Consider the following 26,156-nt stretch of genomic DNA (forward strand, 5'->3'; position numbering starts at 1 on the left):
ATGTCTAATACGCGTAGTTTCTCAGCTGCTGCTACCAAAAGTGTGAACTTCGGGTTGCCCAAATTCTGCGATAGTGCGATCCATCAAAGCGTCCGCCTCGTCGATTCGCTTTCGCGCCCGCAGCTTGTTCCACTTCTCGTAGATTGGTGCAATTTCTCCGACAGCGCCGTCTGCCACCATTACCCCACTGTTGATCCAAATAACTCGGTCGCATTGTTTCCGAATCGTAGAGGCTGAGTGGGAAACGACTATTACAGTTCCGCTATCACCGAGAAAATTTGCCATCCGCTCCCGAGCCTTTATCGCGAAAGTGGAGTCACCCGTGGAAAGAGCCTCATCGACCATCAAGATCTCAGAGGCTGTCTCGGTTGCAATTGCAAACTTTAATCGTGCCTTCATTCCTGAAGAGTAGGTCTTGAGTGGTCTGTCGAAAGCTTCGCCTAGCTCTGTCCATTCACCAATATCCTCCGCGCGGCGCCTGCTTTCCTGCCTAGTCATTCCCTGAGCTAATAATCCTAGGCGGGCATTGACCCTCCCGGTTAGGTCCCCTTGCAGTGCAGCAGAAACACTGAGCAGCGAAGGCGTAGACGAGACAAAAACTTCGCCGAAAGTTGCCGCAATCTGCCCAGACAAAATGGACAATAGGGAAGATTTGCCCGACCCATTTCTACCTAATATCCCGACGGATTCACCGCGGCGGATGACGAAGCTCACGCCCTTAAGGGCCTCAACGTCTACACCTTTTCCAAAGAACGGCAGCAGATACGCTGAACCGCTATTACTCAGCCTATAAGTCAGACCAACACCATCGGCCACAATCACCGGCCTATCTGAGAGTTGCATATCGACCTTCCGCTGCCCAGAAATATAAGAATCCTAGAATGGTCAAGCCGAAGCTCCAACCAGCCATATATAGCCATGTGAAACTAGTCGGGATCGTACCGTCGAGGACGGACACCCTTACTGCGGTGAGAAACTGATGCACCGGGTTGAGTTTCATTAGCAATTCGAGCGTGGGGTGATTCACAAATCTCTCGATGGAGAAAAACACGCCAGATAGGAAGAATAGGCCACGATTTACGAGACTCACCAAAGACTTTAAATCCGGCACAAAGGCACAAGCGCGGGCAACAACAAAGCTGCAGCCGAGACAGAAGAACTGCGCCAGAATATATACTGGGACAACCATAATCACAGTCCAGTGAACGGGCTGGTCCAATTGCCACAGGATTGCGAGCACAATCGCTACTATTGCGGGTACGATCCCGTCGATCGCGTTTTTCAATGTTTCGCCAATGACAACCGCACCGCGCGGAAAGTTAAACGACGACATCATCGCGCGAGATCTTCTAACCAGATTTCCTCCCGAAGTAATTCCTCGAGTGGTGATTCGGAAGAAGACAACACCAATTGCTAGGAAGCCTGGAAAGTTGTCCATGCCTTTCGACACCTGCAAGATCACTCCGAAGATGAAGCCGTAAAAGGCAGTCTGTAAGAGAGGATCTAGCAGCACCCAGATGCGCCCCAGAAATGTATCTCGACCATTTCTATTCGCGCTGGTTCGGGCGTTTAGCAGCGTGAAATTTCTGGTGCGCCAAATATCTCGGAGGTACTCTCCGATTGGTGGCCGAGACTGGAGACGCTTCAATCCACTTATGTTGACGTGAATAGTTTCACTCACAATACTCCAGCCTTTTGCCAATCGAGATCGCAGAATGCGACCGCTTCTACGATCGCACTCCAACTCGTGTTAGAGACGATGAGCCTGATCGCCCTCAGTAATACCCACAGTGTCGAAGAACATATCTGCCCTATTGACAAGGTCTTCGATGTCGTAGTCAGCATGAGGCTGCAACAGAATTACGATGTCCGCTTCTTCGACCGCGCTATTTAGGTCATCAACCCTGCCGAGTTTGATCTCGTCATCATTCGGATCGTCAGAGACGTTCCACGTTTCGACGAATGGGTCATGGTAATGCAGGTCAGCGCCAAGAGACAACAGCCTCTGAGCGACTGGAACCGCCGGAGACTGTCGCTGGTCAGCGATATTCGGCTTGTACGTGATACCCAATAGCAGCACATTCGAACTGTTTAGCGATTTCTTTTCGGTGTTAAGCAGACGCACGGCACGATCGACTACGTACGTAGGCATCGAGTTATTGATTTCTTGCGCAAGCTCGACGAACCTGAACGGGTAACCGAGCTCCTTACGCACCTCATACGAGAGGTAGTTGGGGTCAATCGGGATGCAGTGCCCACCGACTCCCGGCCCGGGATTGAAACGCATGAATCCGAACGGCTTAGTGGACGCGCCGCGGATTACCTCCCAAATGTTAATGCCGAGCTCATTGCAGAACTGCGCCATTTCATTAACGAGAGCGATGTTGACGTGACGGAAGGTGTTTTCCAGTAGCTTTGCCGTCTCAGCTTCCTTGGTTCCTTCAATGTCAACGACGGTGTCGATGAAGCTTCCGTAGAACTCTTTCGCCTTTGCACTGGATTCCGCATCCAATCCACCCACTAACTTCGGGGTATTCACAATGCCGAATTTCTTGGAGCCCGGGTCAACACGCTCCGGGCTATAAGCGACGTGGAAGTCTTTGCCCGCAACGAATTTTGAGTGCCCCTCCAGCAAGGGGATGCAGACATTATCGGTAGTACCAGGGTAAGTGGTGGACTCGAGAATGTAGGTGCTGCCTTTGCGCAGGTGCCGACCGACAGTGGATGTAGCAGCTTCGACCGCTCGCAGGTCGGGTGAGCCAGCGTCTCCCAGCGGCGTAGGAACGCAAACGACTACAACCTGGCTATTCGCAATGCAGGTCGGGTCCACAGTGGCTTCGTAGCCGAGGGAGATCATTTCGGCGATCTCGTCGTCAGACAGGTCGTCGACGTGAGACTTGCCATTGTTGAGGGCTTCAACGGTCTTCGCGTTGGTGTCCAAGCCCCAGATCTTCCAACCCGCCTTTGCTGCTGCTTGTGCGAGAGGCAGGCCAACGTAGCCCTGTCCCACAATCGTCGCTGTTCTTTCCACAATTCCTCCCAGTCGGGTTGATCATTTACCGTCGGTGATCTCGAGCGAGCCGCAGCCTATCCGTAGATCAATGCATTAACTATACGTTTTACTCGTGGGGTCACGCACATTTAGAACATATTCCGGGTATCCACAACGATTGCTTCCCCGAAATCTGCAGTCCTGATTGACCTAAAGTCATCGTGTGCAACGAGCCCAACAACAACATCGAAGTCCTGGAAAACACCGGGGACCTCGGCACTGAACCGCACGTTTGTAGCTGCTCTCAAACAATCCGGAAGCTCAGCCGCCATCGGATCAACCACGAGAATCTGACTGCTAGGTAGTTCCCGCGCAAGCGCTGAAACAACTTTGACGGCGGGAGACTCCCTGACATCGTCGACGTTTTCTTTAAACGTGATTCCGAGCACAAGTATTGAAACGACAGCGTCGGGTTCAATGGCGCCAACGACGCGGCTTACGACCTGCCCGGGCTTCGCATCATTGACCATCCTCGCTGCCTCAATCACCGGAGTAGAGGACGCCGAAGCGGCCGCCAAGAACCACGGATCAACTGCGATACAGTGCCCGCCAACTCCCGGGCCAGGTTTCAAAATGTTCACACGGGGGTGTTGATTTGCCAGAGAAATCACCTCCCATGCATCGGTCCCCAAATCCCGAGATATAGTTTCGAGTTCATTTGCAAACGCGATGTTGATATCGCGGAAAGTGTTCTCTGCAAGTTTTGTAATTTCTGCAGTTGTCGCATCCGTAAGATGAATCGTTCCGCGGCAGAACGATTCATACAACGCGTTTGCCCGCTCAGCAGCTGCCCCCGTAAGTCCGCCTACAATCCGGTCATTCTCGGTAATTTCGAAAAGTATATTACCTGGTAAAACCCGCTCGGGGCAGTAAGCGAATTGGATAGAATCACTTTCAATTTGACTGCTGAGATCAGGACGAGCCTCAAGAACCCAACTTCGGACCTTCTGAGTCGTGCCAGGTGGACAGGTTGATTCAATCACGATCAGCTCATCGCCTTGCAGGCGTCTACTAACGTTCTCGATCGCTGAATTCAAATACGCCAAATCGACATTCTTGTCCCCATCAATCGGCGTTGGTACCGCCACGATGAAGCAGTTCGCCTCAGGGAGCGTCTCCGCGACTGTGAGGGAGCTGGCTTCAAGTACTTCTTGAAGTGCTGTATCCAGGCCTTTTTCCTTAAACGGCGCCCGCCCGCCGAGAATGACTTGACGTTTTTCATCATCGATCTCGTAGCCGACAACGTTCCCAGTAGCTTTCGCCAACACAACCGCTGTTGGCAAGCCGATATAACCGAGCCCGACGACGCAAACGGAAGCTCGGCTGTTTCCTTCACTCACAGTGACTCGCTTTCTAAGTCGCCCGCGACCTCTTGGTAGAAGGCCACAATATTCGCTGCATTTTTCGGCCAAGTCCTATTTCGGGCCCAAGCCCTCGCATTGGAAGGATCTTCGCCAGTTGCTCGGCAATCTATTATGACACTTGCCAGTTCTTTGGGGTTATCCGCTGCAAAATATGTTGCGTGACCACCAGTCACCTCCCTGAGCGCCGGTAGGTCCGAGGTGACGACTGGAATACCCAAGGCTAACGCTGCTAGCGGTTTGATCGGTGTCACTGTTCTACAGACCGGTAAGTCCTTCCGCGGGACAACAAAGACATCCAAGGCCCGGTACCACTGAAGTGCTTGTGCTTGAGGCTGTCTTCCCGCAAAGCGGACGCGGGAAGACACACCCAAGTTTTTCGCCACCTGTTTCAACCGGTTGAGATCTTCCCCATCACCGACGATCAGAGCCTGGTACGTGATCGGAAGCAGAGGGAGAGCGCGGATCAGAGTCTCTAAACCCTCGTAGTGGACCACCGATGTGACAGTACCGATTGTTGTCTTCTCCGGGTCCACCCCGGCTCGTTGCTTAGCTTCCTGCGCTGACAACCCATAGGAGAAAACTGATTCCTCCACTGCGTTGGGAGCAACTAATATTTTCTCCGGTTCGACTCCTCGCGTAATGAGATCGTCACGGGCGATTTCGCTCAGCACTACCACCCCAGCTGCGCGCTTAGCTGCCTCGAGTTCTTTTTCCCGCCAACGCCGGTAATGCTCCGATCCTTCAGAACGAAGCTCTCCGCTCTTAGTTGGAGCAGAAAGCCAGGTTTTTTCGATCTCACCCCGCATCTCGTAAATCCATGGCAGACCTGTATCCCGTGCAGCTCGAGATACGACTACTGCGTTAGGAAAACCAGTGGTCGTATGAAGAATCATGGGATTGGCTTGGTTTGCTCGTTTCTGGATTCCGCGAGCACTGCGTCGAATGTATCGCGTCACAGTCGTAGGTTGAACAGCTGCAACATCCCGGAAGTAGTCGACCCCATCAATGCGGTTCTGCATTCGAAATACCGGTTGGCCGATCTCAGCGGGATAGTTCAAACGCGTTTGAGCGGCGACTGGAAAACCTGTTTGCACTATTGCGCTCAGAAGCGCATGTGTGCGCTTGGAGTAGCCGGAGTTCGTGTATGGCAGTGAGTTACCACAGACATATAGCACCCCATTTTTACGGTGCCGACTCCTCGTTGCAGCGTTATCAACTGTCTGCTGAATCGGAGCGGCAAACCATGCCAATCGTTGCCGGCATCGAATTCGAACTAGCAGATTCTTCCATGTTTCCAGAGGTCGCAATACAAAAAGGTTCGCTTTCTGAATTGCTAGAGAGTACTCGCCTAAGTCCTCCAGCCGTTCGGCCTCGGTCAGGTGTGCATGACAGTGATTTCTAAACCCCAGTTTTCGACGCACCTTTGAAGCAAGTTCACGAGGGTCCAGTAAGACCTGCTGGCCGATATATGTCGCAAAGGCGCTTAAAGCACGTAGGGAACTTAGCATCTCTCACCTCCCAGTAGCTTTATCCAAGATCATTCTTAAGGTATCCGGTACTACTATGCTCTCTTCGTAATGAAGGGCTTTGGCAGGACCATCCCCGACCGCAAGACGTGTACGGTCTCGGCTAAGCTCGCACCAAAGCTCGGCCAGTGCTTCGGGGTCATTTGGTGGTACAACATCCCCCGCTTTTAGCTTTCGAATAATATCTGCTGTTTCACCTTGGATTGCACCGCTAATATGAATCCCTAGCTGAATCAACTCAAAGGTTTTGCTAGGGACAGCAGCTTTGAGTGGCTCCCAGTCCGCCAGATGAACCAGTGCGGTATCCGCCCACTCGTAATGGTCTGCCATTTCCTCAGCACCCAGACGTTGATAAATCCGAACAGGCAGCTCTGTTCCCCTGATCATCGTCCGCAGCGCCGCACTAGTGGCGCCAGCCCCCACAAGGTGCAGTTCCACGGCGCACCCTCTAGCTTTCGCAATGCGAACAGCTTCGATTGCATTGGATAGTTGCTGTGCGCGGCCAAGCGTCCCCGCATAGAGAACCCGAAGTTTGTCTCCAGTAGTCTTCGCTTCTTTTATCTCCGGAGTGGACCGCGGAGGAAATACATTGCGAATCGTCGCTAGATCGGGTTTCGGATCTAACCCGTTGCCGTCCATTCGCTCCGATAACCGCTGTTTAAGGTAATCAGACGTCAAAATCATCGCGGTGCTGTGCTCATAGCAAAACTGCAACGAAAGGTGCGTCAACTTGCTTACAAGCTGAAGCGGCCCCCACCGAAGCACTCGTTCACGCAACGATTTCCGTCCTGTTCCGGCATTCCACGACGAGCTATAATCAAGTAGGTCAGGCCAAGCGTCTCTCAAATCAATAATGTAGGGCCGATTGAAAATACACCCCACTAAGTAAGCTGCCATCGCGGTGGGCAACGCAGGCACAGTCCCGATGACTAGGTCCGGTCTAAAGCCATCTGACCGTCGCTGCCGAAAACTTGTTATCACTGTGCTGATCGCCACGTACCCCTGATTTAACGCGCGGTAAGTTAACGATTTACTAGAGGGCAAATACCCACAGCGCCATATTTTTTCGCCATCGGGGCCAACTTCGTAAACGGACTGTCGATCAAAGATCGAGTTGACGTAGTCCCTGAAGCTAAGTTCTCGGTTGTAGTGAGGGGGAGGTGCAACTACCACTACTTCGTGACCGAGATCTTTTAGATGGTTTGTCAGCCACGACCAACGTCGCTGAGGCACGCCATTTTCCGGCCACCAATACTGTGAAAGTACCAAAATACGCAAGTGTATTGTCCTTCCAGTATTGGTGCGCAGGAACCACTGTGGGGCCAGCGGGGCTCGAACCCGCGACCAACGGATTATGAGTCCGTAGCTCTAACCGACTGAGCTATAGCCCCTCGCTTGCGGGAAAGTATAGCCATGTGATTCTTCCCGTGATGAAATGCCCCCTTGACCTACTTGCCGGAGGAGTCTCTAACTATTCGCTATGAGCAAATTGTGGAGAGCGTCAGCAACCCGGTAGGAAGCTCTTCCTTCTCCATATGGGCTTGAAACGACAGACATCGACGCCCGCTCTTCCTCGTCATCCAGAATTCGAGTAGCTGCCTCGACAATTCGGGTCGCGTCGGTACCTACTAAACGGACAGACCCAGACTGGAGCACTTCATGCCGTTCAGTCTTATCTCGCATAAGCAAGACCGGGATGCCTAATGCCGGCGCTTCTTCCTGCACCCCACCCGAGTCCGTAATCACCATCCAGCTTCGTCTCAACAGCGCTGTAAATTCCGGGTAGGGCAACGCATCGATCAGAAACACATTATCTTTGAGGGCGAGTTTTTGTTGAAACGTTTCTTTGATCAGCGGGTTGGCGTGAAGCGGAACCACAAAAGAGACGTTACTGAATGTTTCGGCAAGTTGGTCTATTGCAGCGGCAATCTCCCCAAGTTTACCCAAATTTTCCCTTCTATGGGCCGTCACCAAGACGAATCTGGCGTCCTGATCAACGAGGTCCTTAACGCGGTCATCAGAAAATTCGACGTCCCATTCCGCAACTTCATAGAGGGCATCGATAACCGTATTTCCCGTTATAACGATTTTTTCCTTGGGGATGCCTTCCGCAAGCAAGTTCTGTGCGGCATCTCCAGACGGTGCACAGTGTAGTTCAGCGGTCTGGCTAATTAACCGGCGGTTTGCTTCTTCAGGGAAAGGTGCACGAATATCCCCGGTTCGCAGCCCAGCTTCAAGGTGTACCACCTTTACTCCCCTGTTGAACGCCGCTAATGCGGAGGCGAAGGCAGTCGTTGTATCCCCTTGGACGAGAGCCAGTTGAGGTTCGACTTCCGCAAGGATGGAGTCAAGGCCACTAATCGTCGATGCCAAAAGTTGATTGAGCGTCCTCCCCGCAGGCATTGCTGGAAGTTCATGGTCAGCGTGAATGCCAAACCTCTCGACTATCGACGCAAGCAACTGCTGGTGCTGCGCCGTCGACACCACGACTACATCTAAATCGTCGTAGGACTTCAGCCGACGGATGACCGGTGCAAGTTTGATGGCTTCTGGCCGTGTCCCATACACCACCATCACCTTCGGGTTTTCACTTACCATTCCTCGTCCAAGCTTTTCTTTCTCCGCTCAAAACCAATTGATTTCAAGCTGCCGGTGACTTCTTTGAACACTACCGGTAGTTGTGAAGTCAATGCGAACTTCCACTCCTAGATACACTAGCCACCATGTACCAATACGTTGTCGGGGCCGCCGCCGGGTATGTGCTCGGCACGAAAGCCGGCCGGAAGCGCTACCATCAGATCGTCAACGCCGCGCAGGCTGTCGCTAACTCGCCGGTGACCAAGCAGGTCACGGCCTCTACTCGCCGAGCGATCGCGAACAAGATTGATCCGGAGCCACGCATGCGCGAGGTCAAAGACCTGCGCAAGGGCAAGAAGCTCCGCGGCAAGTCCGACAAGCAGATCGAGGACACGATCTACGAGCCGGATCAGGACTAGAGGCACCCACCCCTAGTCCTGAGCAAGGCCTGCGACAATGCCGTCGAGGATGTCCTTTTCACTGACGACGAAGCTGGTGGCGCCGGCTTCGCGCTCGAAGGCGTCTATGAGCTGCTCCACCACGGTGGAGCCGGAACCGATCACGTCGGCGCGGCCCGGGTGGACCACCGGGTTCTCACGACGTTGCGCTGCGGTCTTGGCGCGCAGGTCCGCGGTCACCTTGCGCAGCCGGTCGAAGGGGATCTCCGACATGTGGATGCGCTCGGGGTCGTAGGATTCCAGCCCCTGCGCTAGTGCGGAGAGTGTGGTGAAGGTGCCAGCGCAGCCAACGAATATTTGCGCATCTGCAAAAGGGACGGTGGACGCGGCCTCGGCGATTTTCTCGTCGATAAATTTTCTTGCCTCGGCGGTCTCCTCCGCCGTGGGCGGGTCGGTGCGCATGATGCGCTCGGTAATGCGCACACACCCCATTTGGGTGGAGATGGCGTGGCCCTCCATGACAAACTCCGTCGAGCCGCCGCCGAGATCGATCACGCAGAATGGGCCCCGGGCCGAGTCGATGTCCGCGGTGGCGCCGGCGAACGACAGCGCCGCTTCCTCCTCGCCGGTGATGACCTCCGCGACTGCATTTGGCTGGATCTGGCCGAGCAGCTCGCGGGTCATGGCGAAAAACTCCTCGCGGTTGGCGGCGTCGCGCGTCGCGGAAGTGGTCACCATGCGCACGCGGGTGACGTTTTCGCGCTGCATCTCCTCGACATAGTCGGCAAGTGCCGCGCGGGTGCGCTCGATAGCCTCTGGCGCGAACTGGCCGGTCTCGTCGACACCCTGCCCAAGACGGACGATTGTATTGCGACGAGAGACCTCGCCGGTGTCGGTGTCGTGGATGAGTAGGCGGATGGAGTTTGTGCCGCAGTCCACGGCAGCCACGCGCGTCATGCCAGCCCCTCCCCTGCTTCAGCGAGGGTGATGCCGAGGTCGTCGAGCGTGGGCCAGTCGGCAGGGATGGCGGTCCCACGCAGGTCGCCGTGCTCGGCGGCCAGGGCCACGGCTTCCGTGCCGAAACGGACGCGCTCCGGGCCTTCCGCAAGCGCGTAGGCGATGAGCACGTGGAGGCACTTCACACGCTCCGGCATACCGCCGCCGGAGAAGTCGGTGCCCAGGTCCTCAATGGCGTTGCGCTCGACGAGGAAGTGCTCGTGAGCGGCGAGGTAGTCGGCACGCAGGTCTTCCCCTTCGTCGCTGTCGGCGTTGAGGCGGTTTTCCATCCACTTCATCACCTGGGCGACCTCGAGGCGGGAAGCCTCGGCGGTCAGGCGGGGGTCTGTGAGGTAGTAGAGGGTGGGGAAAGGGGTGCCGTCGTCGAGTTTGGGCGCGGTTTTCACCACTGCGGGCTGGTTGTCCGGGGTGGTGTACGCGATGGCGAGCACGCCGCGCGGGGTGCGTCCGAGCTGCTCGGCAACGATCGCGAGTTGTTCGTCAGAGGGAGGAGTGTGCATGCGGGCCATTGTCCCACATGCCGCCTACTGCGCTGGCGCGGGAGCTTCCGGTGCCGGCGCTTCGGGCGCAGGCACCTCGGGTGCGGGCCCCTCCGGAGCAGGGACTTCTGGCGCTGGTGCTTCGGGGGCGGGGGCGGGCGGAGCGTCGTCGATAGGCAGAAGCTCCTCGGCCGGGACCTCGCGCAGGGAATCCCACATCACTTCCGGCCAGGTGCGGGTGTCGGGGATGTCGTCCTTGCCGGTGGTGATGGCCTCGGGGGCGGTCATGCGGGGGTCGATGATGCGCCAGGCGGTCTCGCCCTCCTCCATCACGCCGAGGCGGCGGCGGGCTTCCTGTTTGAGGAAGGCGTCGTCGTCGTACATGGCGATGTCGTCCTCGAGTGCCTTTTTCTGGGCCTCGAGGCGGGCGATGGATTCGTTGGCGCGGGCGATCTCGGCGCGGCCCTCGTAGAAGTTACGCAGCGGAGCCGCGATGGCCAGCAGCACGAGGATCAGCACAGCGATGAGGATGACCACGCTCGCCATGTCCTGCTTCGGGAATGCGATGGCCCTGCCGCGCTGCTTGCGGCGCGCGGCGCGCTCGGCGTTTTCCCGGTCGCGGCTGGCAACGGGGACCGTGCTGGGGCGGCGGGTGCGGGAGCGCTTCGTCATAATCAGCAGATGATACGCCAGAGGCGAGATACGTTCGGGGATCTCACGGATAGTGGTGCGGCCGGCGTAGCGGGAGCGCAGGTCCTCCACCAGTTCGTTGAAGCGGGCCCGGGCGTTCGCGTCGTCGACGACGAACTTGCGGATGCTCCGCAGCTCCGCCTCGAGGCATGATCCGCGGTCAGTTGATCATAAATAAATCGGATAGACACACGCTCAACTTTGTGCGCTTTCGCCCCAACACTGCCCACTCGGATTCCAATAAGATTCGCCGAGATCACCGGATAGCGCCGGATCCAGCACCTCGGAAACATACGACATCGCTGCCGGGAAGCTGCGGTATGCCTCGGGTAAACCGAAATAGGTCGCGGCGTGCGCAGAGTAGTTCTTCTCCCACGACGGTGGTGCCCACATCTCCGTCGGGGTCTCAATTCCCCTTCGCCGCGCTTCGTGCCGGCAAGCGCTTCCCAGCTTTTCCGCCGATATCGATTGTGTGAGCAAAATAGCGATGATGTCCGCCAGGTCGTGGTAACGGTTGCTATCCCCACTGCGGTGTTCTTCCCTCATCGCGCAGATTTTGTCCGCGAGCTGCGATTCAATCGCAGTGGCGTAAACCGCAAACGGTTTAAGGCGCTCCGATGAGAGTTTGCCCAGCGTCGGATCAACTTCTACCCGTTCATGTGGTTCCTGCGTATGCCGCTGTTCGGTGAGGTCCAGGCTAAAGGCCTGGAACACAACGGCCCCCATCATGGCGTCGAGCGAGACTTCGTAAGTTGGCCCTCTGTAGCCATCGTCACTACCTGTTCGCTTCTGCCGCACACTTCTCACCCTGTAACTCAGAGAACCCTGTCCGGGCCGTCGAGCAATCTCGTGCATCTCGGCTTCGATGCTCTCAAGCGGACCAAGCCGAGGAATGCGGGCCAAATCAACATCGGTGGTCGTACGTCCCTCACCATTTCGCATCAGCAGTGACGCCCCTCCTTTGAGCACCCACTCATCGGTTCCCGTCTGAAAGACTCGCTCCAGGAAACCCTCAAACGCGATCTGGTAGCGAATCAAATCGCTCGGCAGACCGCGATGCTTCGCTCTCTTCGCGATAGCTTGGTTGATCTTTCTCTGTCTTTCCTTGCTCTCGCGCCTACTTATCACCATTGGGACGCCATTCCACAATCTCTTTCAGACGCTTTTCTAGAGGGTCCGACATGCGTTCCAAGTATGTAGCAATTGCCACAATGTTCTCTTGGAATGCCTTCAACGTGCCCGCGTCGTAAAGCTCGTCCACCGTCAACCCGGTGCCGTGGACGAACCGGTTTCTCCGCTCGACGATATCTTCCACGGAAGACGCTTCGGCGCTGAGTTCGGAGACTAGCTGCATGCCCGTTTTCGCCCCGTAGGAACGAGCGGCCGGAGTCAGTTTCTCGGCGAGGTCGTCGATACGCACGTTTTCCTTCCGCAGAGCGTCCGCAACAAGGTCGGCCAGGTATCCCCTTTCGATCTTTTGTTCAGCCAGGTCGCCGACCGTCCTGGTAACACTTGTCACTGGCAGACCGTTTACTGAGACGATGTCTGCCTCTGCAAGCTCCCGGCGAGTGTAGATACGGATCCCCTGCTGCCGCGTCTGCTTCGTGCCACCCGTTGAGAACGTGAGTTTCGGCGGAATCAAACGCCCAATGCCGTGGATGCGCGCCGCAGACTCGTGAGAGACCACGACGGGCCACTCATCCTCCCAGCGCTCGTCGATGAATTTCTTCGGCTCGAGCGACAACCACGCAGCACGAATTTCATCCTCGGGCCCAGCCTGGTGAGAAGGCAGCAGGTACACGCCATGTCGCGCTCGATCAAGGTCACCCTTCTCTGCCAACCGCGACAGTTGCAGCCTTTCCACGCCCTCCCGGCCCGCCTGCGCCGTAGTCACGATCCCCCACTGGTCAGAGGCGACCGTTTCCAAGGTCGCCAGCACCTCCGCTTGCTTCATATGCCCCTCCGTCACTTTGTATCGTTTTCAGCTGACGATTGTATCACCTAGGACGATACAATCGTTAGTCTAAATTGATACAAACGTCAAGTAGTGCGACCAAAAGAAGGCCCCGCGCCGAAAACGGGCGGGGCCGAAGGTACGTCGATAGGCAGGTGCTTACTTGAAGCGCGGGAACGCAGAGCGGCCCGCGTACTCGGCGGCCGGGCCGAGCTCCTCCTCGATGCGCAGAAGGCGGTTGTACTTGGCCACGCGCTCGGAGCGGGCCGGCGCACCGGTCTTGATCTGGCCGCAGGACAGCGCCACGGCCAGGTCGGCGATGGTGGTGTCCTCGGTCTCGCCGGAGCGGTGGGACATCATGGTGCGGTAACCGTTGCGGTGGGCCAGCTCCACAGCGTCGAAGGTCTCGGTCAGGGTGCCAATCTGGTTGACCTTGACCAACAGCGCGTTCGCGGCATTTTTCTCAATGCCCTCGGCCAGGCGCTTCGGGTTGGTGACGAAGAAGTCGTCGCCGACGATCTGCACCTTGTCGCCCAGCTGCTCGGTCAGGGTCACGTAGCCGTCCCAGTCGTTTTCATCCAGCGGGTCCTCGATAGAGACGATCGGGTACTGCTCCACCAGGTCGGCGTAGACCTTGATCATCTCCTCGGCGGAGTGCTTGCCGCCCTCGAAGTTGTAGGCGCCGTCCTCGAAGAACTCGGAGGATGCGACGTCCAGGGCGAGCGCGACATCGTCGCCAAGCTTGTAGCCGGCCTTCTCAATGGCCTCCACGATCAGGTCCAGGGCCTCCTTGGTGGAGCCGACGGACGGGGCGAAGCCGCCCTCGTCGCCAAGACCCGTGGACAGGTCCTTGGACTTCAGCACGCTCTTGAGCGCGTGGTAGACCTCAGCGCCCATGCGCAGCGCCTCCGTGAAGGTATCCGCGCCGACCGGGGCGATCATGAACTCCTGGACGTCCACACCCGAATCCGCATGCGCGCCGCCGTTGAGGATGTTCATCATCGGCACCGGCAGCACGTGCGCGTTCGGGCCGCCGATGTAGCGGTACAGCGGCAGCGCAGCCGAATCCGCCGCGGCCTTCGCCACAGCCATGGACACGCCCAAAAGGGCGTTCGCGCCCAGCTTCTTCTTGTTGTCGGTGCCATCGAGCTCGAGCATAAGCGTATCGACGATCCGCTGGTCGTCCGCCTCAATCCCCGCCAACTCGTCCGCAATGGTCTCGTTGACGTTCTCGACGGCCTTCAGCACACCCTTGCCGGCGTAGCGCTCGTCACCGTCGCGAAGCTCGTGCGCCTCGTGCTCGCCCGTGGACGCGCCGGACGGCACGCCAGCGCGGCCGTGGGAGCCGTCCGCGAGCAGCGCCTCCACCTCCACAGTCGGGTTGCCTCGGGAATCCAGGATCTCGCGGGCGAAGATGTGCATGATGTCGGCCATGGTGACTCCTTGCGTGGGTCGAGTGCTGTCTTACCGCGTACTAGCTTAGCCCGGGGTTGGCTAGCGGTGCGCCGGTTGGTTCATGGCGTAGTTCGCCGCGGCGTCGCGGACTTTGGCCACGTAGTCGTTGGACTGGTTGTAGGCGAAAATGGCCTGGCGCCAGCCCTCCTCCGTGGCCAAGTCGCGCGTGGCGCCGCCGGAGTTGCACAGCAGGTTCGCGGCGCCGAGGGCGGCGTCGTCGATCTGCTGCGGGTCCGGGTGGCCGTCGCCGTTGGCGTCGCGACCGTAGCGCGCCCACGACTCGGGAATGAACTGCATCGGGCCCACGGCGCGGTCGAACTCGGGGTCGTTATCGAAGGCGCCTTGGTCGGTGTCGGTGACGTGGGCGAAGCCGTCGCCGTCGAGCTTCGGGCCAATGATCGGCGGCTCCGGGTAGCCGTCCTGGTTTAACTGGGAGTTGTTGAAGTGGCCCGTGTACGTGCCGTGGCGCGTTTCCACCCAACCGATGCCGGCGAGCGTGTTCCACTGCAGGTTGCAGGCAGGCCAGGACTCGGCGGCGATCAGGGCGGCGTTGGCGTATGCGCGGATGGCCTGGCCGGGGACGTTGGTGGCGTTGCCGATATCCTGCGACCAGTCAAAGAGCAGGTCGGAGGTGCGGCCGGGGCCGTGGACGTCGATAGGCGGGGGCGCCGCGGCTGCCGGCGGCGGCATGGTGGTGGGCACCGGCTGCAGCGGCTCGTGGCGGTCCGGGGAGGAAAACGCGGCGATGAGCCACGCCACCAGCGCGACCACCATCACCACGGCGGCGGCCGCGACGAGCACACCCGCGCAGCCGCACCCGCGCGCTACTCGCCTGGCTGCTGACATGACCGGAGAGTGTACCGCGCGGATGCCCGCGAATGGCTAACACGCCGGTGGCACATACCCGCGTTGGGTTTTGTCGCAGTTAGCCTGAATTCAGCGGGTGTTTTGGGGCGGGCGGTGGTTGGTCGAGCTGGGGTTTCGCGCGGTCGTTTTTGGGTTTTCATCTACGCGAGTCAATCCGCATATGTCCACCCCAGCCGGCGAGCTGATTTCTAGCTACTTTGGACACTTTTGCCACACGTGTCACTTGCCTAACATGTATGATTCTCCGCGACCTAGTTTCTTCCCCGAAAGGACCCCTCCCAATGCGCCGTATCGCAACCCTTGCCGCCGCTGGCCTGATGGCCGCGGCCGCCATCGCCTCCCCCGCCACTGCCCAGGCTCAGACGCAGTCGCTCGAGCTGATCAAGCTGCTCAACGGCAACATCGCCACCGCCAACTGCGACGCCCTGCGCGTTGGCCTGACCTCCACCAACATGGTCGGCCCGGACACCACCCGCTCCCAGCTCGTTTCCAACGTGAACAACGTCGTGGGCACAGACGCCACCCTGCGCCTCGTGTCCGCATCCACGGTCGGCGCGCTTGCGGACCGCGCTTTGGAGTGCGGCATCGTCAAACCCGACCCGGCCACCCCGATGGACAAGTTCTTCGAGATGAGCTCCCAGATGTCCTCCCAGGCCAACCTGCCGGAGATCCGCAACTACATCGGCGCGCTGCGCTAATTCAGCTCCGCGGCTAGCGCTTCTCGGCGGCCTTGCCTTCCTCCCACAACCGGTCCTGGGTGGCTTTGTCCACGGGGCCGGTTGAACCGTCGAAAAGATAGGGCGCGCGGCGGCGCATCTTCTGCACAAACGCGTCGGCCACGTCACCGAAGTCGAACGCGCCGGACTCCGACGCGATCTCGGAGTGGAACAGGATTTGGAGCAGCAGGTCGGACAGTTCGGACTTTAGATCGTCGATAGGCAATTTGTGCTCGATTGCCTGCGCGACCTCCTCAGCCTCCTCCCGCAGAAACGGCAGGAGGCTTTCGTGCGTCATCGCCTGCTCCCACTCGCCGCGGCGGCGCGCGGCGTGCATCGTGCGGGTGGCCTCGAAGACAGGGTCGTCGAGACTGGCGACGCGTTCCGTGGCCGCGCCGTCTTCCTGCCAGCGCAGGACCTCCGGGTCGTCCGGGTCGGTGGAAATCAGCCACTTCTCCGGGCCGCCTTCGACGTTGAGGGCCCAGCGGACGTCGACAGGCACCTCAGGCGTGAAGGCGACATCGCCCCTGATGTGGCCGGCGAGGTTCAGGGGGATGAGGGAGGGCCAGCGGGGGTCGAGAAGCAGGACGGTTGCGGTCATGGTGGGCAAGTCTAAGGGCTCTAAGATGGAGCGCATGACTCAGATTGCTCAAGCCCTCGAGACCGTCAAGCCCACCGCGCAGGACGTGCTGGGCGACTCCGTGACCTTCTCCCCCATCCGCTGGAAAACCGGCTGGCCACACCACCTGCGCCGCGTGCCGCCGTTCCGCGACGACGCCACCGCCTCCATCACCCGCTCCGAAGTCTTCGCGTTCGGCGCGGACGTGCGTGAGTCGGGTTTTGCGCGCGAGCAGATCATCGACTTTTTGGGCGCCTGCTTCGCCTACGTTGCCGGCCAGTCCAACCAGGTGATGCAGATGCAGGCGTTTTTGCGCAACAAGGGGAAGGCGGCTCAGCTTCTGGCGGCGGTGCGGAAGTTGGACGGCGTCGGCGCCGTTGACGCTTACGGTGCTTTGGTCGCGACTGGGCTGCCACCGAAGTTCGCGTCCGCTGTGGCGTACTTCCTGGCCGGCGAGCAGGAGGCCGGGGAGGCGTCGAAGCCGGTGATCATCTGCTCTAACCGTGCGCGCGTCGCCGGTTTGTCGTCGGAGGGTGACTGGTCTGCCGAGGAGTACGGCGAGTACCTCGAGGCGTTGAAGGCGGCGCGCGACGCTTACGACGCCGAGCTGCCGCTGGATGCCGTCGAGTGGTCACTGCGGGAGTTCGCCCGCCGCTCCTAGTAGGGGGAATGTGTGCGATCCGGCGAGCTCAGGGAAAACCTGAATTCGCCGGGTTTTTGTTTTAGCGATATCCCACCATGCGAAGACAACCGAGCAGGAACTCACCATCAAAGAAGGCGGAAGCCACACACGCATATGGGTCGGTGGCCGCTACACGACTGTTCCCAGGCATCGAGAAATTCCCGATCTCGCCGCCCAAAAGATTTATAAGCAGATTGGACTGAAATAACGATGAACTGTTTTACCGCGACTGTCCAACGTGACTCCGGCTGGTGGGTCGGCCAACTCGATCAAGCCCCTGGTGTCATTGTCCAAGCACGTCGCCTTGATCAGATTGAAGACGAATTCAAAGATGCCCTTGGACTTTTTCCCGAGTTGACCCACGATGCAGAGTCCGCCCAGATCGAACTCGCCATCGGTGGCGAAGCGGAAAAGGCGGCGCTTTCAGCACGAGACGAGCTCGAAGAGCTGCGTCGGCAAGAACACGATCAACTGGGGAAAATCGCCCAGCACGCGAAAGAACTCTCTGAACGCGGTTACAACTACCGTGACATCGCCTACCTTCTGGGCATCAGCTACGGCCGAGTCGGGCAGATTCTCAAACAGCACTCCGCAGCGTAAGGCCAATGATTGACCCGGTTTCGGGGGTTTCGCCCGACCTGCCGCGGCCGCACGCAAACCGGCTACCCACAACCGGCTACCAGCAGTTTTTCTGCATGGTAGCCGGTTGTAGGTAACCGGTTTCCTCATGTGGGCCGGCTCCTTGCGAAGGGCCCACCCAATTTTTTCGTCCGGCACCACTCGCACACGGATGGTGTGTTTTTGGAATGTGGCAAATATTTGCCACATTCCAATTTCGGTATAACCGCGCCCCTACCGGTTGCCGCGGAAGGCGCGGTCATTGAGGTCGCGACGGGCCTGCTCCAGTGCGACGAGGTCGGAAAACAGGGCGTTGTAGGCCTCTTCGTCGTCGGAAGGCCGCATGCGCTGGAGCTGCGACTTCAGCTGCGCGATCTGCTGGCCCACGCGGGTTTCCTGCAGGCGAGACAGCACGGAGTCGGCGTATTCGTACAGGTCGTCGGCGTGGATGGGTTCGACGGCCAGCTCGGAGACGAAGTTGCGGCCAGCGTAATCGCGCATCTCGCCGGCGACCGCGGCGAGGAAGTTCGAGGCGTCGGGGGCGGCGTCATCGGCGCCGTCGGCACTAGCGGCACCACCGCCGCCACTAGCGCCCGCCGCTGCTGCCGCCGCCCCGGCGCGGGCGCAGCCGCCGGCGGCGGTGATGGCATCGCGGACCTGGTGGTACGCGTCGTGGGTGAAGGCGTCCGGGTTAATGCCGTCGAAGTAGTTGCCGGCCGCGGCCGGGTGCTGCAGGGCCAGCTTTAACGCTTCGCGCTGGGGCCACAGCACCGGGTCGTCGGGACGCGGCGGGATGAGGATCTCGGACTGAGCGCCGGAGCTGTCCGGGCCGACGCCGCCACCGGCGGCGGCACCAGCAGACGCAGCCGGGTCCTTCGGCGCGCGCTTCTGCTTCTTCGGCTTCTTGGCCTCGGCGCGGACCTGCTCCAGCACCTCGTCCGGGTTCGGCCAGCCGACCCAGCCGGCGAGGCGGCGGGCGTACTCCTGTTGGAGCACTTTGTCGGAGATGGTGGCGACGACGGGGACGGTGCGTCGTAAGGCTTGCACTCGCCCTTCGGCGGAATCCAACGAGTAGTCCTTTAATAGCGACTCGATGACGAACTCGTACACCGGCACGCGGGAGGCCACGAGGTCGCGCAGGGCCCCGTCGCCACGCGCGAGGCGCAGGTCGCAGGGGTCCATGCCGTCCGGGGCGACTGCGACGAAGGACTGGGCGCCGAACTCCGCGTCCGTCTCAAAGGCGCGCATGGCGGCCTTGCGGCCGGCCTCGTCGCCGTCGAAGGTGTAGATCAGCTCGCCGCGGAAGAAACTGTCGTCGAGCATGAGGCGGCGGATCAGGCTCATGTGGTCGCCGCCGAACGCGGTGCCGCAGGTGGCCACCGCCGTATCCACGCCCGCGGCGTGCATGGCCATCACGTCCGTGTAGCCCTCCACCACCACCGTCTGGTGCTTTTCCGCGATGTTCTTCTTCGCCTTATCGATGCCGAAGAGCACTTTAGACTTGTGGTACAGCAGCGTGTCCTGGGTGTTGATGTACTTGCCCAGGCGGTCGTCCTCGAACAGCTTGCGGGCGCCGAAGCCGATGACGTTGCCGGCGGTGTCCTTGATCGGCCAGATCAAACGGCCGCGGAACTTATCGATCGGCCCGCGTTTGCCCATCGAGGACAGGCCGGCGTCGATAAGCTCTTGCACCTCAAAGCCCTTGCGCAACAGGCGCTTCGTCATCGGGTCCCACGCGTAGGGGGCGTAGCCGCATTCGAAGTCGTAGATCAGCTCGCGGGAAAAACCGCGCTTGAGCAGCATCTCGCGCGCAGGGGCGGCGTCTTCCGTTTCCAGCTGCTCGCGGAAAAACTCGTGCGCAGCCTTGTTCGCCGCCAAAAGCCGCTGTCGCGTGCCGCGGTCCACCTTGCGGGCGCCGGTGGATCCGCCCTGGTAATTGATGTGGTAGCCGATGTGATCCGCCACCGCCTCCACGGCCTCGGGGAAGCTCAGCTGCTCCATCTCCATGAGGAAGCTGAAGACGTCGCCACCCTTGCCCGTGGAAAAGCAGTGGTAGTAGCCGTGCGCGGGGCGGACGTGGAAGCTCGGGGTGCGCTCGTCCTTGAACGGGCTCAAACCCTTCAACGAGTCGTGACCGGCAGGTTTGAGCTGCACGTACTCGCCGACAATCTCGTCGAGCGGCGCGCGCTGACGGATAGCCTCAATATCGCTATCCGGAATTCTGCCCCTAGCCATGGCGCTCACTCTAGCGCGTGGCACGATATTGCCCATGAAGCGCCTATCCGTCCTGCTCGCGTGCCTGTTTTTGAGCAGTTGCCTATCGACGCCACCTCCGGCCCCTCCTGAGTCATCGGCTGAGTCAGCTTCCGGGCTGCCCTCGTGCGGCTCGCTTCCTAGCGAAGCCTGGGACACCGTCGACCTCATCGAAGCCGGCGGCCCCTTCCCCCACCCGGACAACGACGACCGCCGCTTCGGCAACTACGAACGCATCCTCCCCGAGCAGCCGCGCGACTACTACCGCGAGTACACCGTGGACACCCCGGGCGTGAACCACCGCGGCGCGCGCCGCATCGTCACCGGCGGCGGCTCGGACGGCCACGTCGACGAGTGGTTCTACACCGCCGACCACTACGAATCCTTCTGCGAAATGGAGGTCAACTAATGCCCGCTGTTTTTGTGATGCGCCCGGTGCGCTCGATCGAGGACCTCGGCGCCGCCATCATCGCCGCCGTCTACGGCGCGGGCGCGGCTACGTCCCCCGACGGTGCGTCCCCAGACGCCCGCCCGGTGCCGCGCAACCTCGACGCCCTGGCCGACCTGTTGCGCGAGACCCGCGTGAAACGTGTGGTGGTGACGGATTGGGGGATTCCGGAGGCGTCGATAGGCGGGCTGCTCGAAGTGCTTGCCGACGAAGGCGTCGAGCTTTCCCGCTAGACCCCTAGTAAGAAACCCCTATTAAGGCCCAAAATGGCGCATACTCGGGCTCTGTTACTAGGGGTTTGCGGGCGGGAGGGGCTACTTCGTCTCGTTCGGGTGGCTGGTGTGCACGGCCTCGAGGAAGACCGTGCGGCCATCGACGTAGAACCAGATCCGCGCCGAGCCCTTCAGCGTCAGTTTGTGTTGCCACCGCTCGAACGACTGCCCGCCGCGCTGCACAGTCCCAAGCTCCCCCTTCAGCCGGTAATTGGTGGGAGTGGTTGCCGTCGGGGTCCTGGTGAGGAAATCCCATGCGTCGGCCATCGGGTTCCGCATGGTCGCCACCAGGTCGCGCCATCCCTTCTTCGCCCCAACCGAGGCGAAGCGGATGTCGTACTCGACCTTCTTTGAGGGCCGCGGGACCAGCTCCCCCCTCCTCCCGGCCGCCATCGTCAGGGCCGCTCCACCGGCTCATTGTCGTCGAGCCAGTCGGTTTCGACATCCCCGAGTCCTGCCGCGATGGCGGTCGCAGTTTCCTTCCACGCGGTGAACTCGGCGAGGGCGAGGTGTGGTTGTTCGGTGGCGAAGGAGGCGCGTGCTGCGTCGATAAGCTCTTGCGCACATAATTCCCTGTCCGCCTGAGACAGCGCCAACATCCAGGGGAACGCGCGGGCCATTCGCTCGCTGAGGCTGCCGGCGCCTTCCGTTGCCACGGTGATGAGTTGGGCCGCGAGTTCCAGCAACTGCGCCCGCCGTTGCGCCTCCCGCGCGGACATGAGCACCAGCGACTCCCCGTCGCGGCGCGTGACCGTGACCGGGTGTTGTTCCGCTTCGGCGAACACCTCGGCGGACCGCTTGCTCAGATCAGAGGAGCGGCGGGAATGCGGTGGAGTTCCTGCTGCGAGTGTCATAGCCCTAAGGGTATTCGGAATGTATTCGGAAGTCGAGGGCTCACGGCCTGCGGAGCATGTCGACGGCTTCCTGCAGGTCCGGCGGCAGCGCCACGTTGCGCCCCGGGCCGATCGGCGTGTAGCCCTTCGGCTTCACCTGCACGGGAAGCAGGCCCCGGGCAGCCGGCCACGCGTTGCGGATGCGTTGGATCAAATCGTCTTCGTCGCCCCAGAAGTCGCTGGTGTAGAAGTGCAAGACTTTGTATCCGCGCTCGGCGAGCCAGTCGTCACGCACACGCTGCTTGCGCAGGACATCATGGGGGACCTCCTCGTATTTTTCCCACCCGTCGACCTCCACGACAAGGTTGTCGCCGATGAGGAAGTCAACCCGGTACGGTCCGATCACCGCCTGGGTGCGGTACGGGACCCCGTGGGCATCGAGGATCAGGCGCAAGAGGGATTCATAGGGCGAATCCGAAAGTCTGCTGGCCAGCGGCAACGCTTTCCGGGCGTTGGCGATCCCCTTCGTGCCGGCCAGACGGGCGATGGTGGCGCGGAACTGGTACAGAAGCTCCTGGTACAGGTGGTCGCCGTGGCCGGAGAGCACGCTGTCTATCGCTATGACGCCTTCGCGCACGCCGCGTTCGCGCGCGATGTCGATGGCGGTGCGAATCGCGTTGGTGTAGCGCACGGGCCCGTCATGGATGATGTCGGCTTCCGGGATCTGCCGGTAGCGGTACTCGTACCCGGTCCAGCCGCCTTTGGTGGAGGCCGGGCGCCCATTCGGCACCGCAAGCGTGACTGGTTCGTTGTGTGCGATGGTCCACACGCCGTTCAGCCTGGCGGCCGAGCAGTCGACGAGCACGGCTTTCCTGCTTTGGCACCCTGCTGCGTAGCACCGCAAAAACGCCCGCTGGTACTCCTTGAGCTTTTTCCACGTCTCGGCGCAGAAGTAGATCGACTTGGTCAGCTGCACCATCTCGCCGTCGCTGATGCGCCGGTGCGTTTCGGTGTCCACGGACGACACCCTCCGCACGTCGACGAGCTTTTCCCGCAGCTCTTTCTTCCGCGTGTCTTTCATTAGTCCCCCCTTGACTAATTACCCCGCTGCGGAGACTACCGGAGGCGCGTTGTTCCTGCCGGGTATTGGGCCCGGCCGGCGGGCCCGGCTGGCCGGCCCGGTTCCCGGCGCCCGCAGGCATGTCCCCCTTCCCGACTCCGCAGACCCCTAGCAACAAACCCCTAGTAAGGCCGATAAACGGGCATTCTCAGGAGGGCTTACTAGGGGTTTGTGGGAATGAGCGCGGCCTTCTTCGATGCTGGCGCCCGCACACGCCGTACCAACGACGCCGAAGAATTAAAACCCCCTGAGAAACACCCGGGAAAGTGTCGTGTGCCATAATCCCAACCAATGTGACACAGACCATGTGAACCACGACACGATCGGAGAAGACCCATGAGCTCGCTCATCCTGGTGCTCGTCGGCCTGGCGATGATGGCGGCCGGCTACCTGCTGTACTCCAGATTCCTGAGCCAGCGCGTCTACCAGCTCTCGGACGCCTACACCACCCCGGCGCACACGATGGAAGACGGCGTGGATTTCGTCCCCACGAACAAGTACGTCCTGTGGGGCCACCACTTCACTTCCGTGGCGGGCGCGGCACCGATCATTGGCCCGGCCGTCGCGGTGATTTGGGGCTGGGTGCCGGCGTTTTTGTGGGTCACGCTCGGCACCGTGTTCTTTGCGGGGATGCATGACTTGGGGGCGCTGTGGGCGTCGCAAAGGCATCGCGGACAGTCGATCGGCACGCTGTCCGGCCGCTACATCGGCGCGCGCGGGCGCAACCTGTTCCTCGTGGTGATTTTCCTGCTGCTGCTCATGGTCAACACGGCGTTCGCGGTGGTCATCTCCAACCTGCTCATCTCCACGCCGACGGCGGTGATCCCGACGTGGGGCGCGATCGTCGTGGCGCTGTTGATCGGCCAGGCCATTTACCGCTTCAACTGGAACCTGCCGCTGGTCTCCATCGTGGGTGTGGCGGCGCTGTACGGGCTGATGATCCTCGGCGATCAATTCCCGATCTCCCTGCCAGAGACGATGCTGGGGATCCCGGACCGCGGCTGGTGGATCCTCTTCCTGTTCACCTACGCCTTCATCGCCTCGCTGCTGCCGGTGTGGGTGCTGCTGCAGCCGCGCGATTACATCAACGGCCTGCAACTGTTCGTGGGCCTGATCATCCTCTACGGCTCGTTTTTCATCGTGCGGCCGGAGGTTGTCGCACCCTCGCTTCGCGACGCCGTCCCGTCCGGCACCCCCGGCATCTTCCCGCTGCTCTTCGTCACCATCGCCTGCGGCGCGATCTCCGGCTTCCACGGCGTCGTCGCCTCGGGCACGTCGTCGAAGCAGTTGGACAAGGAGACGGACGCGCGCTTCGTCGGCTACTTCGGCGCGGTCGGCGAGGGCCTGCTCGCCCTTGGCACGATCGTGGCCACCACCGCCGGCTTCAAGTCGCTGGCGACGTGGGAGGAGATCTACAACGAGTGGAACGCCGGCGGCGTCGACGCGTTCATCCAAGGCGGCGGCGACCTCATGAACGAAGGCCTGGGCATCCCCACCTCCCTGTCCGCGACCATCCTGGCCACCATGGCCGTGCTGTTCGCCGCCACCACCATGGACTCCGGCATCCGCCTGCAGCGCCTCGTGGTCGCGGAGATGGCGGAGCTGGCCGGTGTGAAGCTCTCCGGCGCGGTGGCCACCATCATCGCGGTGGGCTGCGCGCTGGGCCTGACGTTCTCCATGGGCCTGGACGGCTCCGGCGGCATGCTGATCTGGCCGCTGTTCGGCACCACCAACCAGCTCATGGCGGGCCTGACGCTGTCTGTCGTCGTGATCATTCTGACGCAGCTGCGCCGTCCGACCTGGCCGGTGCTGATCCCGCTGGTGTTCGTGACCTTCATGTCGCTGTGGGCGGCGGTGCTGCAGCTGCGCACGTTCCTCGAGGCGGGCAACTGGCTGCTGCTGGTGCTGGACGTCATCATCATCTGCTGCGCCATCTGGGTCATCGTGGAGGCGTTCACGGCGATCTCGAAGGCGCGCAAGGAACCGGCTGTGACCTGGCGCGACGATGAGACGATTCCGGGTGAATTGGCGGATGCGCGAACGTCTTAAAGCAATTGCCCGCGGCTTAGACGAGTTCTACAAAGCCCCGTACCGCCGCGAGTTCGCCCGCGCCGCGCGCGAGGAGGACGACCTGTTCACCCTCCTCGTCGCCTCGGAGACACTCGGCATTCCCAACCCCGCAAGCTTCTACACACTCGAGCTGATGCCATTGCTTTACGACGAATTCCACGCCTGGCACACCCGCATGGGCATGGAGCGCTCCCCGTTGGATGGCGTGCGATGCTGCTAGAGGCCGCGCCCGTGATGTTCTTCGGCGGCAAAGGCGGGGTGGGCAAAACCACCGTCTCGGCCGCCACGGCGGTGCGCCTGGCCGAGGCGGGCCGACGCGTGCTTTTGGTGTCCACGGACCCGGCGCACAACCTGGGCCACATCTGGGATACGCGCCTGTCAGCCGAGCCGACCGCCCTCGAGCCCGGCCTGGACGTGGCGGAGCTCGACCCCGCCGCGACCACCGAGCGCCACCTCGCCGAGGTGGAGCGCTCCATGCGGGCGATGATGCCGGAGCGCATGCACCCCGAGATCCGCCGCCACCTGGACCTGGCGCGCAACTCCCCGGGTATGCATGAGGCGGCGATGTTGGAGGCGGTGGCGGAGCTCGTCGACAAGCCTGGCTACGACCACATCATCTTCGACACCGCCCCCTCCGGCCACACCTCCCGCCTGCTCGCGCTGCCGGAGCTGATGGCCGCATACACCGGCGGGCTGATGCAGCGGCGCGAACAGTCCGACAAATTCTCGCGCGCCGTGCGCGGCTTGGGCGGGACTGTCGACGACCCGGTGGAGCGCCGCAACCAGGAAATCCGCGCCACCTTGCTGCGCCGCCGCCGCAAGTTCGAGCGGCTGCGCGACATCCTCACCGACCCCGCGGCCTGCACATTTCACATCGTGCTCACCGCCGAGCGCCTACCGGTCCTTGAGAGCTGCGAGCTTTACGACGACCTCACGTCCAACAGCATCCGAGTCGGCTCGTTGGTGATCAACCGCCGCAGCCCTCTCGAGGCCGGCGAGTTCATGGCCTCGCGCCGTGCGGTGGAAGACGACGCGCTTGAGCTGCTGGACGCGAAACTCCCCGACGTCCCCCGCGTCGAGCTGCCCTGGCTGCCCGGCGAGATCGGCACCCGCGAATCGCTGGCCGCCATCGCTGGGCGGTTGTAG

General features: G+C 60.8%; 28 protein-coding genes and 1 tRNA gene. 9 read left to right on the top strand and 20 right to left on the bottom strand.

Annotated elements, in window-relative coordinates:
- Positions 1–21: 21 nt before the first annotated feature.
- The 8 genes from CAFEL_RS08010 to wecB form a co-directional block, all read right to left on the bottom strand.
- The gene (locus CAFEL_RS08010) at positions 22–843 is read right to left on the bottom strand and encodes an ABC transporter ATP-binding protein (protein WP_194559645.1); all 822 of its coding nucleotides are present in this window, start codon (positions 841–843) and stop codon (positions 22–24) included.
- The gene (locus CAFEL_RS08015) at positions 827–1,681 is read right to left on the bottom strand and encodes an ABC transporter permease (protein ID WP_194559646.1); all 855 of its coding nucleotides are present in this window, start codon (positions 1,679–1,681) and stop codon (positions 827–829) included. The genes CAFEL_RS08010 and CAFEL_RS08015 overlap by 17 nt, the downstream gene beginning before the upstream one ends.
- Positions 1,682–1,750: 69 nt before the next feature.
- Positions 1,751–3,031: a nucleotide sugar dehydrogenase gene (locus tag CAFEL_RS08020; protein ID WP_290171986.1), complete on the bottom strand. Its 1,281-nt coding sequence runs from the start codon at positions 3,029–3,031 to the stop codon at positions 1,751–1,753.
- Between the two features lie 110 nt (positions 3,032–3,141).
- The gene (locus CAFEL_RS08025; protein ID WP_194559647.1) at positions 3,142–4,392 is read right to left on the bottom strand and encodes a nucleotide sugar dehydrogenase; all 1,251 of its coding nucleotides are present in this window, start codon (positions 4,390–4,392) and stop codon (positions 3,142–3,144) included.
- Positions 4,389–5,924, bottom strand: a complete 1,536-nt coding sequence (locus CAFEL_RS08030; protein ID WP_194559648.1) for a glycosyltransferase family 4 protein — start codon at positions 5,922–5,924, stop codon at positions 4,389–4,391. The genes CAFEL_RS08025 and CAFEL_RS08030 overlap by 4 nt, the downstream gene beginning before the upstream one ends.
- Before the next feature lie 3 nt (positions 5,925–5,927).
- Entirely contained in the window at positions 5,928–7,220 is a 1,293-nt protein-coding gene (locus CAFEL_RS08035) for a glycosyltransferase family 4 protein (RefSeq protein ID WP_194559649.1), read from the bottom strand.
- A 39-nt stretch (positions 7,221–7,259) separates the two neighbouring features.
- Positions 7,260–7,333 (bottom strand) — tRNA-Ile (locus CAFEL_RS08040).
- A 76-nt stretch (positions 7,334–7,409) separates the two neighbouring features.
- Positions 7,410–8,540: a non-hydrolyzing UDP-N-acetylglucosamine 2-epimerase gene (wecB, locus tag CAFEL_RS08045; protein WP_194559650.1), complete on the bottom strand. Its 1,131-nt coding sequence runs from the start codon at positions 8,538–8,540 to the stop codon at positions 7,410–7,412.
- Positions 8,541–8,665: 125 nt separating this feature from the next.
- On the opposite strand from wecB, the gene CAFEL_RS08050 reads away from it, so the two are divergent.
- On the top strand, positions 8,666–8,938 hold the full coding sequence (locus tag CAFEL_RS08050; RefSeq protein ID WP_194559651.1) for a hypothetical protein: 273 nt from the start codon (positions 8,666–8,668) through the stop codon (positions 8,936–8,938).
- Between the two features lie 12 nt (positions 8,939–8,950).
- Here the strand turns inward: CAFEL_RS08050 and CAFEL_RS08055 are convergent, their stop codons facing one another.
- The 7 genes from CAFEL_RS08055 to CAFEL_RS08085 form a co-directional block, all read right to left on the bottom strand.
- Positions 8,951–9,874 (bottom strand): Ppx/GppA phosphatase family protein, encoded by a 924-nt coding sequence (locus CAFEL_RS08055; RefSeq protein ID WP_194559652.1) that lies wholly within the window; start codon positions 9,872–9,874, stop codon positions 8,951–8,953.
- The gene (locus tag CAFEL_RS08060; RefSeq protein WP_194559653.1) at positions 9,871–10,434 is read right to left on the bottom strand and encodes a DUF501 domain-containing protein; all 564 of its coding nucleotides are present in this window, start codon (positions 10,432–10,434) and stop codon (positions 9,871–9,873) included. Before CAFEL_RS08060 ends, CAFEL_RS08055 begins: the two co-directional genes overlap by 4 nt.
- A 24-nt stretch (positions 10,435–10,458) precedes the next feature.
- Positions 10,459–11,175 carry a septum formation initiator family protein gene (locus CAFEL_RS08065; protein ID WP_290171987.1) on the bottom strand — a complete coding sequence of 239 codons (717 nt, stop codon included), beginning with the start codon at positions 11,173–11,175 and terminating at the stop codon, positions 10,459–10,461.
- Between the two features lie 123 nt (positions 11,176–11,298).
- Positions 11,299–12,234 carry a nucleotidyl transferase AbiEii/AbiGii toxin family protein gene (locus CAFEL_RS08070; RefSeq protein ID WP_194559654.1) on the bottom strand — a complete coding sequence of 312 codons (936 nt, stop codon included), beginning with the start codon at positions 12,232–12,234 and terminating at the stop codon, positions 11,299–11,301.
- The gene (locus CAFEL_RS08075; RefSeq protein WP_194559655.1) at positions 12,221–13,057 is read right to left on the bottom strand and encodes a type IV toxin-antitoxin system AbiEi family antitoxin domain-containing protein; all 837 of its coding nucleotides are present in this window, start codon (positions 13,055–13,057) and stop codon (positions 12,221–12,223) included. The genes CAFEL_RS08070 and CAFEL_RS08075 overlap by 14 nt, the downstream gene beginning before the upstream one ends.
- A 159-nt stretch (positions 13,058–13,216) precedes the next feature.
- Positions 13,217–14,491, bottom strand: coding sequence for a phosphopyruvate hydratase (gene eno / locus CAFEL_RS08080; protein ID WP_194559656.1), 1,275 nt, complete (start codon positions 14,489–14,491; stop codon positions 13,217–13,219).
- A 60-nt stretch (positions 14,492–14,551) separates the two neighbouring features.
- The gene (locus CAFEL_RS08085; protein WP_194559657.1) at positions 14,552–15,358 is read right to left on the bottom strand and encodes a lytic transglycosylase domain-containing protein; all 807 of its coding nucleotides are present in this window, start codon (positions 15,356–15,358) and stop codon (positions 14,552–14,554) included.
- Positions 15,359–15,660: 302 nt separating this feature from the next.
- Here CAFEL_RS08085 and CAFEL_RS08090 point away from each other — a divergent pair, with 302 nt between their 5' ends.
- A complete protein-coding gene (locus tag CAFEL_RS08090) occupies positions 15,661–16,077 on the top strand; it encodes a hypothetical protein (protein WP_194559658.1) in 417 nt (138 codons plus the stop codon).
- A gap of 13 nt (positions 16,078–16,090) precedes the next feature.
- On the opposite strand, the gene CAFEL_RS08095 is transcribed toward CAFEL_RS08090, so the two are convergent.
- Positions 16,091–16,696, bottom strand: coding sequence for a MazG nucleotide pyrophosphohydrolase domain-containing protein (locus tag CAFEL_RS08095; protein ID WP_194559659.1), 606 nt, complete (start codon positions 16,694–16,696; stop codon positions 16,091–16,093).
- 34 nt (positions 16,697–16,730) lie between these two features.
- Between CAFEL_RS08095 and CAFEL_RS08100 the strand changes: the two genes are divergently transcribed.
- Both CAFEL_RS08100 and CAFEL_RS08105 read left to right on the top strand, forming a co-directional pair.
- Complete coding sequence (locus CAFEL_RS08100) at positions 16,731–17,375, top strand: 8-oxoguanine DNA glycosylase OGG fold protein (protein WP_194559660.1); 645 nt, start codon at positions 16,731–16,733, stop codon at positions 17,373–17,375.
- 231 nt (positions 17,376–17,606) lie between these two features.
- Positions 17,607–17,996: a hypothetical protein gene (locus CAFEL_RS08105; RefSeq protein WP_194559661.1), complete on the top strand. Its 390-nt coding sequence runs from the start codon at positions 17,607–17,609 to the stop codon at positions 17,994–17,996.
- 252 nt (positions 17,997–18,248) lie between these two features.
- Here the strand turns inward: CAFEL_RS08105 and dnaG are convergent, their stop codons facing one another.
- Positions 18,249–20,249 carry a DNA primase gene (dnaG, locus tag CAFEL_RS08110; RefSeq protein ID WP_194559662.1) on the bottom strand — a complete coding sequence of 667 codons (2,001 nt, stop codon included), beginning with the start codon at positions 20,247–20,249 and terminating at the stop codon, positions 18,249–18,251.
- A gap of 34 nt (positions 20,250–20,283) precedes the next feature.
- Here dnaG and CAFEL_RS08115 point away from each other — a divergent pair, with 34 nt between their 5' ends.
- Both CAFEL_RS08115 and CAFEL_RS08120 read left to right on the top strand, forming a co-directional pair.
- On the top strand, positions 20,284–20,676 hold the full coding sequence (locus CAFEL_RS08115) for a guanyl-specific ribonuclease (protein WP_194559663.1): 393 nt from the start codon (positions 20,284–20,286) through the stop codon (positions 20,674–20,676).
- A complete protein-coding gene (locus CAFEL_RS08120) occupies positions 20,676–20,948 on the top strand; it encodes a hypothetical protein (protein ID WP_194559664.1) in 273 nt (90 codons plus the stop codon). The genes CAFEL_RS08115 and CAFEL_RS08120 overlap by 1 nt, the downstream gene beginning before the upstream one ends.
- Positions 20,949–21,029: 81 nt before the next feature.
- Here CAFEL_RS08120 and CAFEL_RS08125 read toward each other — a convergent pair whose 3' ends face one another.
- The 3 genes from CAFEL_RS08125 to CAFEL_RS08135 form a co-directional block, all read right to left on the bottom strand.
- Positions 21,030–21,266, bottom strand: a complete 237-nt coding sequence (locus CAFEL_RS08125) for a hypothetical protein (protein WP_228496190.1) — start codon at positions 21,264–21,266, stop codon at positions 21,030–21,032.
- Between the two features lie 116 nt (positions 21,267–21,382).
- Positions 21,383–21,841: a prevent-host-death protein gene (locus CAFEL_RS08130; protein ID WP_194559666.1), complete on the bottom strand. Its 459-nt coding sequence runs from the start codon at positions 21,839–21,841 to the stop codon at positions 21,383–21,385.
- 40 nt (positions 21,842–21,881) lie between these two features.
- Entirely contained in the window at positions 21,882–22,901 is a 1,020-nt protein-coding gene (locus CAFEL_RS08135) for a DUF559 domain-containing protein (RefSeq protein ID WP_194559667.1), read from the bottom strand.
- 375 nt (positions 22,902–23,276) lie between these two features.
- Between CAFEL_RS08135 and CAFEL_RS08140 the strand changes: the two genes are divergently transcribed.
- From CAFEL_RS08140 to CAFEL_RS08150, 3 genes are read left to right on the top strand one after another with little or no spacing between them, the layout of a single operon-like run.
- On the top strand, positions 23,277–24,989 hold the full coding sequence (locus CAFEL_RS08140) for a carbon starvation CstA family protein (protein WP_194559668.1): 1,713 nt from the start codon (positions 23,277–23,279) through the stop codon (positions 24,987–24,989).
- The gene (locus tag CAFEL_RS08145; RefSeq protein ID WP_034998339.1) at positions 24,973–25,230 is read left to right on the top strand and encodes a cory-CC-star protein; all 258 of its coding nucleotides are present in this window, start codon (positions 24,973–24,975) and stop codon (positions 25,228–25,230) included. Before CAFEL_RS08140 ends, CAFEL_RS08145 begins: the two co-directional genes overlap by 17 nt.
- A complete protein-coding gene (locus tag CAFEL_RS08150) occupies positions 25,221–26,156 on the top strand; it encodes an ArsA family ATPase (protein WP_194559669.1) in 936 nt (311 codons plus the stop codon). Before CAFEL_RS08145 ends, CAFEL_RS08150 begins: the two co-directional genes overlap by 10 nt.

Origin of the sequence: Corynebacterium afermentans subsp. lipophilum, assembly GCF_030408375.1 — a bacterium.
In the GTDB taxonomy this organism is placed as follows: Bacteria; Actinomycetota; Actinomycetes; order Mycobacteriales; family Mycobacteriaceae; genus Corynebacterium; species Corynebacterium lipophilum.